The sequence below is a fragment of the Bartonella vinsonii subsp. vinsonii genome (assembly GCF_902825235.1).
Classification (GTDB): domain Bacteria; phylum Pseudomonadota; class Alphaproteobacteria; order Rhizobiales; family Rhizobiaceae; genus Bartonella; species Bartonella vinsonii.
In genome coordinates, this window is sequence record NZ_CADEAJ010000001.1 from 443924 (window position 1) to 456585 (window position 12662).

The 12662-nt window shown below is 38.4% G+C and carries 11 protein-coding genes and 2 pseudogenes; 6 read left to right on the forward strand and 7 right to left on the reverse strand.

What is annotated here, in order from left to right:
- Positions 1-141: 141 nt before the first annotated feature.
- The 5 genes and pseudogenes from trwL (J7R12_RS01840) to J7R12_RS01860 all read right to left on the reverse strand — a co-directional run bounded on the left by trwL (J7R12_RS01840) (position 142) and on the right by J7R12_RS01860 (position 2601).
- Positions 142-462, reverse strand: a complete 321-nt coding sequence (gene trwL / locus J7R12_RS01840) for a VirB2 family type IV secretion system major pilin TrwL (RefSeq protein WP_126601952.1) — start codon at positions 460-462, stop codon at positions 142-144.
- Positions 463-619: 157 nt separating this feature from the next.
- A complete protein-coding gene (gene trwL / locus J7R12_RS01845; protein WP_126601950.1) occupies positions 620-937 on the reverse strand; it encodes a VirB2 family type IV secretion system major pilin TrwL in 318 nt (105 codons plus the stop codon).
- Positions 900-1200, reverse strand: a pseudogene (korA, locus tag J7R12_RS01850) (KorA family transcriptional regulator). The gene trwL (J7R12_RS01845) and the pseudogene korA overlap by 38 nt, the downstream one beginning before the upstream one ends.
- A gap of 127 nt (positions 1201-1327) precedes the next feature.
- Complete coding sequence (locus J7R12_RS01855; protein ID WP_126601948.1) at positions 1328-1978, reverse strand: lysozyme family protein; 651 nt, start codon at positions 1976-1978, stop codon at positions 1328-1330.
- Complete coding sequence (locus tag J7R12_RS01860) at positions 1975-2601, reverse strand: hypothetical protein (RefSeq protein WP_126601946.1); 627 nt, start codon at positions 2599-2601, stop codon at positions 1975-1977. The genes J7R12_RS01855 and J7R12_RS01860 overlap by 4 nt, the downstream gene beginning before the upstream one ends.
- A gap of 128 nt (positions 2602-2729) precedes the next feature.
- Here J7R12_RS01860 and J7R12_RS01865 point away from each other — a divergent pair, with 128 nt between their 5' ends.
- Positions 2730-3017, forward strand: coding sequence for an H-NS histone family protein (locus tag J7R12_RS01865; RefSeq protein WP_126601944.1), 288 nt, complete (start codon positions 2730-2732; stop codon positions 3015-3017).
- A gap of 362 nt (positions 3018-3379) precedes the next feature.
- Here the strand turns inward: J7R12_RS01865 and J7R12_RS09175 are convergent.
- A pseudogene (locus J7R12_RS09175) lies at positions 3380-3513 on the reverse strand (SMI1/KNR4 family protein); the annotation flags it as partial.
- Positions 3514-4110: 597 nt separating this feature from the next.
- The gene (locus J7R12_RS01870) at positions 4111-5406 is read right to left on the reverse strand and encodes a ubiquinone biosynthesis hydroxylase (RefSeq protein ID WP_370866376.1); all 1296 of its coding nucleotides are present in this window, start codon (positions 5404-5406) and stop codon (positions 4111-4113) included.
- Between the two features lie 452 nt (positions 5407-5858).
- Between J7R12_RS01870 and J7R12_RS01875 the strand changes: the two genes are divergently transcribed.
- The 5 genes from J7R12_RS01875 (at position 5859) to J7R12_RS01895 (ending at position 12661) form a co-directional block, all read left to right on the forward strand.
- On the forward strand, positions 5859-8294 hold the full coding sequence (locus J7R12_RS01875) for an FtsK/SpoIIIE family DNA translocase (protein ID WP_126601942.1): 2436 nt from the start codon (positions 5859-5861) through the stop codon (positions 8292-8294).
- 113 nt (positions 8295-8407) lie between these two features.
- Positions 8408-9037: a LolA family protein gene (locus J7R12_RS01880; RefSeq protein ID WP_126601940.1), complete on the forward strand. Its 630-nt coding sequence runs from the start codon at positions 8408-8410 to the stop codon at positions 9035-9037.
- Between the two features lie 31 nt (positions 9038-9068).
- On the forward strand, positions 9069-9878 hold the full coding sequence (locus J7R12_RS01885; RefSeq protein WP_126601938.1) for an exodeoxyribonuclease III: 810 nt from the start codon (positions 9069-9071) through the stop codon (positions 9876-9878).
- Between the two features lie 66 nt (positions 9879-9944).
- Positions 9945-11438: an efflux transporter outer membrane subunit gene (locus J7R12_RS01890; RefSeq protein ID WP_126601936.1), complete on the forward strand. Its 1494-nt coding sequence runs from the start codon at positions 9945-9947 to the stop codon at positions 11436-11438.
- Positions 11438-12661, forward strand: a complete 1224-nt coding sequence (locus J7R12_RS01895; RefSeq protein WP_126601934.1) for an efflux RND transporter periplasmic adaptor subunit — start codon at positions 11438-11440, stop codon at positions 12659-12661. Before J7R12_RS01890 ends, J7R12_RS01895 begins: the two co-directional genes overlap by 1 nt.
- The last annotated feature ends 1 nt before the right edge of the window (position 12662 follow it).

The window sequence follows — 12662 nt, forward strand, 5'->3', positions numbered from 1 at the left end:
TGTTGTTTAGCCTATTAGATTGTAATTGATATAAAAATAGCTTTTGTCTGCAAGACAGAACAAATTTCTCTTGATATGCATGAAATTACTGAACCCCAAAGTTTTCTTTACATGAAAGAAACCTTTCATATCTCAATAAATTTACCCATTAGCTTTAAATAATAAGTTAGCAAGTTCGACTGCAGAGCCAGCAATGACAACGCCAATTGCCCATCGTACGAACGTATCTTTTTCGATGTAACGTCCTGCATAACCAATTGCTAAACATAAAAGTATGACAGCAGCGGCTAAAGGAATGATTACATCTAATTGCGTTTTGAATCCATCTAGAGCTTTTTTTGCATTGTCTAAGCCGTTCGCTTGTGCATACGCAGAATGAGTCATAAAAAACATACTTGTTATTGCAATAATTACATTAATTTTATTGCTCATTGTTGCTCTAAGAGTATTGAACTGTTTCATATTACTTACCTTTATTCAGAGTATAGTTGGCATAAAAAACACTTTTTTCTTAGTTATGAGTAATACCTTATATTGATTGGGTAAAATCACTTAAATTTATACTTCTATTTGAATAACAAAGAATACTTCATACTATCAACTTTATGATTCATTCTCACTATGCTTTTGTAAATAATAAATTGGCAATTTCGGCCGCAGAGCCTGCAATGACAACGCCGATAGCCCAACGTACAAATGTATCTTTTTCGATGTAGCGCCCTGCATAACCAATTGCTAAGCACAAAAGTATAACAGCAGCTGCGACAGGAATAATTTTGCCTAATTCTGTTTTGAATGTGGTTAAAACATTTTTTGCATTCTCTAAATTTTGTGCTTGGGCGCATATAGGATGAGCCGTAAGAAATACAGTGATAGCTGCAGCAGTCGCAATAATTTTATTATGAGCTTTTGTTTGAAGAATATTCGATTGTCTCATGTTTTTTCATCCTGATTAAGTTTAAAATTGCCATAAATAACCCCTCTTTCATGAAGAAATTTAAAGAGATATTTGGGATCAGCCCAAGTTCTTAGTTTTCCTCTTTGCGTAAGAAGTGTATATTTATTTGTTTCTCCGGTTATTGGATCATCTGCAACAAATGTGAAATACCATTCTCTCTCTGAGCGCATCACAACTGTAATCTCACGCGCTGCTTTCTGATGGAATGCCATATCAACACTGTTTTGTTCTATCATTTTCATTATTTTGCCCTCAATTAGAAGAAATTTTATTTAATCTTACTAATTTAGAGCTTTAATGTTTTTTTATCTACCTTTCATTATTGTATCTCATCAAAATTGTAATTTTCATGCATAAATATCGTAATTATTATTCTTGTTGCTTTTCCAATGAAGAAGCATCTTCTGCTGTAAAAACATCATGAGCGCCACTTATCTTATGCGCAAATGCATCTACTAGTTCTTCTGAAGAGGGAGGAAGAGTTTCTGTTTTTATTATTTGATTTGGCTCTTCTGTATGAAGCTGTATAGGTTCTTGCGATTCGCCACCTGAGAGTGCAGGAGCTTCCATTGCGACATGGAAACCAACTTTTCTTACAGAAGTACCAATGAAGTCATTTTCAAAACGTTTCGGGTTGTAAAAACTTAGTGCAGCTCGCAATATGGTCCGTTCAGAGTTTTCTTTCGAGATTGTTTGTTTATAGCGACCCGTTAAAGCGGTCTGTAAAGCTTTAAGATCTTTGCACGAATTGTACATATTAGAACGAGAAACATGGAACCATTTTAGATTTTGAATGCCAATTTGTTCTAAAGATATGCCAGAATCATATCCACTTTGCTTAAGTTGTTCAGTTGTTGCGATGTTTTTTCCAAACGTAAGTGGCTGATGTAATAATTCATCACGCACACTTATTGCACAGGTATTATTCCATGATTCTTGCATAACAACAGTTGAAAGTGTTGTAAAATATGGAGCAGGCGCACATGCAGCAGTAAGCATTATGAAATCTGGAATAGTCATAAGCAACACACCTGATGATAAAAAATTCTATTGATATAAACGTAGATGCTGTGTGTTTTTTTTAAGTGCTGACACACTGCATTTCCATAAACTCGTAAAGCAAGATTATTTAGTTTAAAACACTTTTTGCACTCACAGATTTGATTTCTTCTAAGAACATTTTTAATACACGCTAACATTCTAGAAACCATATAAATATATGGGATAAGACCGCACACATTAAGCCAACCAACATTACAGTTATTGCATTTATGGAAAGAAAGATTACCTTCAAGTGATGATTGTTTTCGATAGGGCGCTAAGGTTAATAATTTTGTGTAATTCTCTGATTGTTTCAATTTTTCTGGAGAACACTGATACGAAGGAGAAGATTGCTGTATATGAATATATTTTTTATTGTTAAAATAAACTGCACTCTCATTATTTGTAGAGGGCTTGTTCTTTATCGCATATTGCCATAATTTATAAGATGGCGATTTATATTCACTTTTGACTACTGGTTCATAAGAACCAAAGCGGTGTGATAGAGTTTGCACACTCCATTTACCAATCTCAGTAATTAAACTGAAAAAGGGTGTAATTGTGACAGCTAAGATACAAATCAATAACTCTTCGTTGTTCAAAGCATATCTCCGTCAAAGTGATATATTCATCGTAATTGTAATTTCGATAATAAATAGACAAAAATTGTCTATAATTGTGTTTAAAATATGGCGTAGCACAATTCTTTTTTGCAAGGGGAGTGATTAAGGTGAATGATCTCAAAAATATGAACTTTGATGAGTTACAAGAGATGCGTGCCCAAATTGATATGGAATTGAAAAAACGACACGCAAAAGAAAAGCAGAATGCGCGGCGAAAAATTCTTGAAATTGCTAGTGCACATGGAATTGATATCGCTGATCTTGTAAGCAAAGAACGTCATTATAGAAATCCCAATAACCAATGGGAATTGTGGAATGGACGTGGGCGGAGACCTAAGTGGATTAAAGAATGGTTGGAGAATGGTTATGCGCTTGAAGAATTAGAAGTAACATAGTGCATAGGAATATTTGCAAGCTACGAGAATATCAAGAAATATGAACTTGAGGCATATATTCTTTTGAGAATTTGATCTATAAAAATGCTGAGCTGATATCTTAAAGCACTGAATGATTAATAAAATCATAGAGAATAGGCACCATGCGATAGGGGAGATGATAATACGCAATTCTCTGCTTCATAATGATGTGTTTCCTAGTCAAACCTTTTCAGAATTTCTGTTGCGTTTTTAGTTTGCATCATGCTCTACTTTTTGAATAATATGTAAAATCAGAAAGAGTATAAGTTTTCATACGTTATCTCCAGCATGATCCTTAATTCTTTTGTGTAAAAATTACTTGCGTAATAATGTGAAGATCAAGATGAAATCCTAAGATAGAGTGGGCATTCATCATTCCAAAATTGAGAATAATCAAAATAAAATGTCTCACAAAATCAGTTCTGCTAACGACAAGCTGCTGTGGTTTTGCTAAACCATTTTTTATAGAGTTTAGTTTTTGTATTTTAATAATTATAAGGAAATAAGAGTATAAGCCAACACTCTATGGTCTTACAGATCATTTGTCTGCCAGAAACCAATTTTTATTTTATTGGTATGGATGTAAGGCTGAAAAATTGCCGCTTCATTTCCCTGCGAGGAGATGTTTTTATTGCGTGCATTATGATCGTAATAGAAAGATTGTGCTTATTTGAAAAGAGTTGGCAATGTGTTCTGTTTTTTGATCTGTACAAAGAAGATTTTCTGCTAGGATTTTGTCGTTTTAATGAAATTGGCTTTAGAAAAGCAGAAAATAAATGGCTCATGTATTAAAAATGATGAAACTTACGTAAGTTTGAGACAATACACGTTGAAGACCGAAAAGATGGGATTATTTTCTAACCTTTGTCTGTTTTCTTTGTATTGCTCTCGGAGAGGGAGCTGTGCAGTATTCACTAAAAAATAGATTAGGGTGTGGATCGCTTTATTGTATATCTACATAGATTTCTCTAGGATTTCTCCAGAAACCTTGGGATTTCAAAATAAGCAAGGGAATTCCTTTGTTAAAAGAGCGACTGATTCATAGACGATAAGAAGCGAAATGATATGTCACTTAAAGTGGGAGTCCGTGAAGAAGACGTGGCGCATTGGGAGTGAGTCCGGAAGCTTCTTGAATGAAATATTTCTTTATTTTTGGTGCCTGATTGATAATTCCAAGACCGGCATCTCGGAGCAGGCGTAAGAGGAGATTATCATTGGAAAAAAGGTGATTAAGCCAATCATTACTCAAAGCCATACGGACAATTTCAAAACGTCTCCAGCTTTGATAGCGCTCTAAAGCAATGAGGGATCCAATATCAAGACCTAATCGTGCTGTTTCAATAATAACTTCAGCAAGTGCGGCGCTATCACGTAATCCTAAGTTGAGTCCTTGTCCTGCAATGGGGTGGATTGTGTGGGCTGCATCTCCAATGAGAGCAAAACGAGGTTTAATGCATTGACGTGCTAAAGAAAGGCTTAAGGGAAAAATTTGTCGCTCTCCATTCCAAGAGAGTTTTCCAAGTTGATGACCAATGCGTTTTTCGAGTTCTGTTTCAAAAATAACAGCATCGGCCTTGAGGTAATATTGTGCAGTTTTATGATGTTCATTCCATACAATAGCAGAGCGATTGCCTTTAAGAGGGAGAAGTGCAAAAGGTCCAGCGGGTAAGAAATGTTGAATTGCTTGACCATGATGGGGTTTTTCATGGTCAATTGTGCAAATGATTGCTGTTTGTTTATAGGAATGAGAAAAATTTTTAAGACCTGCTTTTTCACGTAATTTCGAATGTGCCCCGTTGGCGGCAATAAGCAACTTCGTTTGCCAAATTTCTTCATTGCTTAAAGTGACAGTTGTATGTTGATCTTCTTGATGAAAATCAATGACCTGCATGTTTGCAATAAAAGTGATCTCCAGATCTTTCACACGTTTTTTTAAAGCTTTGATGAGTTCTCTATGTTCCACCATAGCAGCAAAGGGTTCGTTAGGAGTAACATCACCTTCAAAGGTTAAAAGCGTTGGTTTGACAGGATCATTGGCACAGGCATCGGTGATGATCATTGAATGAATGGGTTGTGCAGAGGGGGTTATATGCTCCCAACATTGCAGTTGTTTTAACATACGAATAGAAGCAGCAGAAAGGGCGATGGTTCGTATATGAGAAGTGGGGAGTTCTTCTTGAGGAGCAGCATCAACAATATTAATATTCAGATTAGGGGCTGCTTGCTTGAGCGCTATTGCTAAAGTGAGACCAACAGCTGCCCCCCCTGCAATAAGAAGATCGCATTGTCTGATACTTTTATTGGAACTTGTTTTTTTATGGGGTTTTACATTTTTATTGGGATGAGGATACACAACGCTTCGTTCCATTGTTGGCAGTTTGTTTTCTTTATAAACAGAATATCTTTTTTAATATTACTTTTTCTACACTCTTTACTATTCCCTCTTTGCTTTAAAGGACGCACTTTTTTCTGCGTATTGGTTTATAAACAGGTTGGCTTTTTTTAATTTATTCTTTCTGCTGATTATTGATGAATTCATTCCATAACTTTACTTCATAACTTTGACTAGGAAAATTTTGCCCTGAATATTCCCTATCAACTTTACACTTTATCAATGCAAAAGAAAACGGAAATAAGACAGAAATAATGTGATCTTTTTAAGATGCAATAAAAGCCTCTTCTGTTACTGTTTTGAAGGATCATGTTTTATAAGCATAGTAGAGAAATTGTTATGATTACGATGGTTAAAACTGTGTTAATATTTTAGGGTCATAATTCTATAACTCTTTAATGCGAGAATTTTGTATTTGGAATTGATGGATGCACCAAGGTTCTTCTCCCTATGATTCATTAGAAGCACAAAAATCTTACAGTTCACGGCTCGTTGAAATGTTTTTGCGCCAGATTGGTGTTTTCATTGGGCTTGGGCTTTTTGGATTCCTTGTTTTTTGTGTTTGTGCTTTGGCAACTTGGAATGCAGCAGATCCATCATTAACCCATGCAAGTCCAAATAAAGTTACAAATTTTATGGGATGGCCAGGGGCAATTTTTTCAGATTTTGTTATGCAATTTTTGGGTTTAGCAAGTCTTGGTGTTTTGTTGCCGCCATTATTTTGGTCGTTTCTTTTGTTGGCACAAAAGGATATCCATCATTTGATTTTTCGCCTTTTTTTGTGGGGAGTATCAACGGTTTGTTTTTTAGTTTCTTTTGCCCTTATGACACCTGTTGCTTCTTTTACGTATTGGCCATTGCCGATGGGGTTGGGAGGCGTTTTGGGGGATAAAATTCTCAGCGCTGTTTATTCACTTTTTCCAGTCTTTTTTTCTCCATTTCAGAACGTGCTCTTGGGGATGGCTTTTAGCCTTTTAGGTTTTTTAATAGCTGCTTTTGCGGGCAATGTGGTATGGAGACGGCGTATAGATAAAAGGAAAATAAAAAAAGTTCAAAAGAAGGAAGTCGTTGATCCTCTCTTTAATATGTCAGAAGATGCAGAAGATACAGAACATATTGAAGAGAGGGGGCGCTATGGTTTTTTTGCTACAACTTTGGGAGCTATTTTACATCTTTTTTATTTTTTACAAGCGCGTTTTTTTCGTTTCTTCTCTATCAAGCGCTCTCAGAAACAAGGAAAGGCATTTGATCGGATTGAACCAATTTTCGTGGATGAAAAAACAAAATGTCAGGGAAATCAAGAGAAGGGTCCTCCCGTTAAAAACCGTGTTTCTAAGTCTATAACGGCTTCTTCAAACGGTCGTTTTCTTCTTCCACTTTTGGATTATCTTTCAGTTTCTCCGCCGGCGGCAAGGGATGCAAAACTTTCACCTGCTGCTTTGAAAGCCAATTCTCATGAACTTGAAGGTGTTTTGTTAGATTTTGGGGTCAAGGGAAAAATTATTGATGCACGCCCTGGACCGGTGGTGACCTTGTATGAATTTGAACCCGCTGCTGGTATTAAATCTTCTCGTATTATTGGGTTATCAGATGATATTGCCCGCTCTATGCGTGCGATTTCAGCGCGTGTTGCTGTGGTTCCAGGGCGTAATGTGATTGGAATAGAATTGCCCAATGCAAAACGTGAGATGGTGTATTTGCGGGATATGTTGCAAGCGCGAGAATTTGTGGAAAGCAAAGCAAAATTAGGGCTTGCTTTGGGGAAGACAATTGGCGGGGAAACGGTGATTGCGGATTTAGCGAAAATGCCGCATCTTTTGGTGGCAGGCACTACAGGCTCGGGAAAATCTGTTGCCATTAATACCATGATTTTGTCTCTGCTGTATCGGATGACACCTGAACAATGTCGCCTCATTATGGTAGATCCTAAAATGCTTGAACTTTCCGTTTATGATGGCATTCCCCATTTGTTAACACCCGTGGTAACGGACCCTAAAAAAGCTGTCATTGCACTGAAATGGGCTGTGCGTGAAATGGAAGAGCGCTACAGCAAAATGTCAAAAGTGGGTGTCCGCAATATTGATGGCTTTAATGCGCGTCTTAGGGAAGCAGAAGGGCAGGGTGAGACAATGACGCGCACAATTCAAGTGGGGTTTGATCATGAAACCGGTGAGCCCCTTTATGAGACCGAAACACTTGATTTTAGTCCTATGCCTTATATCGTTGTCATTATTGATGAAATGGCCGATTTGATGATGGTTGCTGGTAAAGACATTGAAGGAGCCGTTCAACGCCTTGCACAAATGGCACGTGCTGCTGGTATCCATGTGATTATGGCGACTCAGCGCCCTTCGGTGGACGTCATTACTGGAACCATTAAAGCCAATTTCCCTACACGCATCTCTTTTTCTGTCAGTTCAAAAATTGATAGTAGGACAATTCTTGGCGAACAGGGCGCTGAGCAATTGTTAGGACAAGGAGATATGCTCTTTATGATGGGAGGAGGGCGTATCCAGCGGGTTCATGGGCCTTTTGTGGCGGATGATGAAGTGGAGCAGGTAGTGGCACATCTCAAAGCACAAGCGCTGCCTGACTATCTGGAAACCATTACAGAAGAGATTACAGAAAATAGTGCGGATGTTTCCTTAACTTCTCCTGCAGCAGATGATCCCTATAGTCAAGCTGTTGCTATTGTTCTTCGGGATCGTAAGGCTTCAACTTCTTATATTCAACGCCGTTTAGGCATCGGCTATAACCGTGCTGCTACATTAATTGAGCGGATGGAAGAAGAAGGCATCATTAGTGCGGCAAATCATGCGGGGAAACGAGAGGTTTTGATCCCTTCTGAAGAAGAACGCTTTTGAAATAAAAATCTTTTGATAGTCTTTTCAAACAATATCTTTATCTTTCAAAGAAGGATATTCTTTTTATCATTATAAGATATAAGATAAATGAATATTCTTTGGGAGCATTTTTTATGAAAACGTCTTTTTCACCACAAAAAAGAGTTATTGGGTTTGTGGTAATTATTGTCTTTTGGTGCTTAACTTTTCCTGCTTTTTCGCAATCATCTAATAAAGTTGTCATGGCATCCAATAAAGTGGCAAGAGCACAAAATATAGCTAATAACTTTGCCGCAATTAAAACAATGACAGGTGATTTTATTCAGTTTAGTCCAAAGGGTAAAATGTCTCAGGGGACATTTTATTTAGAGCGTCCAGGGAAAATTCGTTTTATTTACAAAAAAATACCCTTACAGATTATTGCAGATGGTCAATTCGTAGGAGTTAACAATCGTGCTCTGAATACTTGGAATTTTTCACAACTTTTTCAAACACCGATGAAATTTCTATTAGATAATAAAATTGATGTATCCTCAGGGCGTTTGTTAGCATTTCGTGAAGTTCCAGGAGCCGTGACAATTGTTCTGCGTGATAAAACTATTGGGGCAGGGCAAATAAGAATGGTTTTTGATTCCAAAAATTATGATTTACGCCAATGGACAATTGTTGATCAACAGAATTTGGAAACCACTGTTCAAATTATGAATGTAAGGACGGGCGTTCGGTTTGCTGATGGGATGTTCACACTTCCCGCTAAGAAATAATGCGCTCCCTTCAACATTGGAATTGAAACAGATGTTTTTTCGTCTTGCTACTTGGAATATTAATTCTATCCGTTTACGTCTTGCACAGATTTTTCAGTATTTAGATCTATTTCCTGCGGATATTTTATGTCTTCAAGAAACAAAATGTCCAGATGCTCTCTTTCCAAGGGAGGCTTTTGAAGCAGCGGGTTATAGGCATATCGCATTGAGTGGACAAAAGTCTTACAACGGTGTGGCAATTGTTTCACGCTTACCTTTTAAGAGTGTTGAAAAACGTTTCTTTTGTCAAAAACAAGATTGTCGTTACATTTCAGTGATTGTTGAAGTTTATGGAAGAGACATACAAATTCATAATTTTTATGTTCCTGCTGGGGGGGATGTGCCTGATGCGCAGGTGAATGAAAAATTCCGTCATAAACTTGATTTTTTAGAAGAAATGTCTTTCGTTCGGGCGGATCAGGGAAATGATTTTTCTTCTCTTTTGGTGGGGGATTTGAATATTGCTCCTTTGCCAGAGGATGTTTGGTCTCATCAGCAATTATTGAAGGTTGTAAGCCATACACCCATTGAGACTGAGCGTTTACAAGCTTTATGTTGCCAAGGAGGGTGGGTTGATCTCATGCGGTTGCATATTCCCGTTCCTACCAAGCTTTACACATGGTGGAGTTATCGTGCACGCGATTGGGCGTTTGCTGATCGTGGGCGGCGGCTTGATCATATTTGGTCCTCTCCAGATCTTGCGTCTTTTGTTAAGGATCTTGCAATTTTTCGTAGTTCACGGGGGTGGAATCAACCCTCAGATCACGTTCCTGTGCAAACTGTATTTGATTTTTCACAATAAGTTTGAAATAAGAACATAGTAAATGAAGTATTAATAGATTGATTCTGAAAACATATGGGAGCATGGATGCAGATCAAAAGTCTAGAGTGGGTGACTTCTAACAGATCGCTTTATAGTGTTTTGTTGTGTTTTTTTATCTTATCAGGATGTATGGTTGGTCCTAATTATAAGAAAACATTTTTTCGTGTTCCAACAAGTTGGGGAGAGCAAACTGCACAGACTGCGGGACGTTCAGTTGCGCTTGCTGGGTGGTGGCGGCATTTGAATGATCCTGTTTTAAATACATTAATGGATTCTGCGATTTCTGGAAACAATAATGTGGCTGTTGCCAAAGCACGAATTCGCGAGGCACGCGCGAATTTAGGGCAAGCTAGGGGACCTCTTTTGCCGAATATATCAGGTTCAGTTTCAGCAGATCGTTCTGGCTATCTGGAATCTCCTGCTATTATGACCCAATATATGAATCACTATAATAGTAGTTTTGATGCGAGTTGGGAGCTTGATTTTTTTGGTGGATATAAAAGAGCGATTGAAGCAGCCCGTTATGGCTTTGAAGCCGCTATAGAAGATATGCGTGCTACCATGGTGACATTGTTGGGAGATGTCGCAACAAATTATGTTCAAATGCGCGGTTGGCAGCAAAAGTTGCTCATTGTGCGGCAAATTGCTGTATCACAACGCAAAACATATGAATTGATGCGCGCCAAATTGAAGGCTGGTGATGTTTCGGAACTCGATGTTTCCAATGCACAAGCACAAATGGCTAATACAGAAGCCGATATAGCACAGATGGAAGCGAATGTGGCAATGAGCATTCATCGTCTTTCCATCTTGACGGGTCATGTCCCTATGGCTTTGAAGGACCTTCTGCAAAAAAATGCAAAACAAGCAAAAATTCCGCAACCAAAATGGCCAATACCAGCAGGAATTCCGGCTGATATTTTGTTGACACGTCCAGATTTACGGCGGGCTGAGCGCCAATATGCACAAGCGACAGCGCGGATTGGTCAACGTGAGGCAGAACGTTATCCATCACTCACTTTAACAGGGAATATTTCAACAACACCGGAGACAATTCATGAATTATGGAAGACATCAACAATTTCTTGGTTGTTGAAACCCGGTCTTCGTTTTCCTTTTTTTAATGGGGGACAGATTGAGGCTTCTATTGCTATAGCGCGGGCACAGCGTGATCAAGCTTTTATTACTTATCGGGCTGCTGTGTTGGAAGCATTAGAAGATGTGGAAAATGCGCTTGTGAGATTAACCAAAGAACATCAGCGTCTAGAGAAGCTTATTATTGCAAATAAAGCTTCGCTGCATTCTTTAAAACTTTCTCGAAGCCTTTTTGAAAATGGAAATACCAGCTTCCTTGAGTTGTTAAATGCTAATCGCTCCTATTATTCTGCGCAAATGGCTCTTAAAGATAGCCGTGTTTCTTTGGTTACTCAATATATTGCACTTATGAAAGCGTTGGGTGGTGGCTGGGATGGCGTTGTTGATGTGTATCGTCCAGAGGTTGTTGATGCTACATCCCGTTCGCGTGCAAAGGTGGGATAATGAAAAAAAACTTACTCAAAAATTTCATTACAAAACGCAAAAAACTTTCCTTATTTTTAACCGTTATATTTCTTATTGTTTTGTTATTATGGTTGCGTTCTGTTTTTTTTGGAACATCAACACCAGCTTATATGACCGCGGTGGTGAAACGTGGTGATATCGAGGAAAGTGTTTTGGCTTCTGGTCTTGTACGCCCTTACCGGTTGGTTGCTGTTGGTGCACGTGCAACAGGGCGGGTGGTGTCAATGCGCGTTTCCCCTGGAAGTGTGGTGAAAGAAGGGGATCTCTTGGCAGAAATTGATCCTGTAGATCAAGAAAATGATCTAAAAAGAAAAAAAGCAGCATTATCGCACTATGAGGCGAGTTTAGTAGAACAAGAAGCTTACCTTTCTCTTGCACAGAAAAATTTAGAACGTCAGAAAAAAATGATTGAATCACACGCGATTTCACGAGCTAATCTCGATGATGCTGCGACACAAGTGAAAATACGCGAAGCGCAAATTGCGCAACTTCGTCAACAAATTGTACAAGCACAAATTGATGTGGACAGTGCAGAGGTTAATTTGGGTTATACGCGGGTAACCGCTCCTTCAGCGGGAACAGTTTTAGCAACAATTGTAGAAGAAGGGCAGAATGTCAATGCGGTTCAGTCGGCACCGACAATTGTGATTTTAGGTGATTTGTCAAAGATGACCATTAAAGCACAAATTTCAGAAGCTGATATTCTTAAAGTTCAAGATGGGCAACCTCTTTATTTCACAGTTTTAGGCAATTCGCAGCGTCGTTATGAGGGAACTTTAGAGAGGGTAGAGCCAGCTCCTGAATCCATTCGTGCGGATGTGAGTATTAATCCTGGTGTGATGGATTCTAGTGCTTTATCATCATCGGCTATCTATTATAATGGGATTATCCACGTTGATAATAATGATAATTTTCTGCGAACTTATATGACTGCGCAAATTCATATTATATTAGGTCGTGCTCAGAATGTTTTGTTGGTTCCAAGTGATGCTTTACGGGATGAAACAAAAGACCGTAAAGCATGGGTTTCTGTTTTGGAGGGGCGAAACAAAGTGGTTACTAAACAGGTGACGATTGGACTTAATAATAAGGTGGTGGCAGAGGTTGTTTCAGGGCTAAAAGAGGGTGATGTGGTTATCACGGGTGCGCGTAATGGTGTGATGCCAGATATCCCTGATGTCCACAGCAAAGATGAAAGCTAAA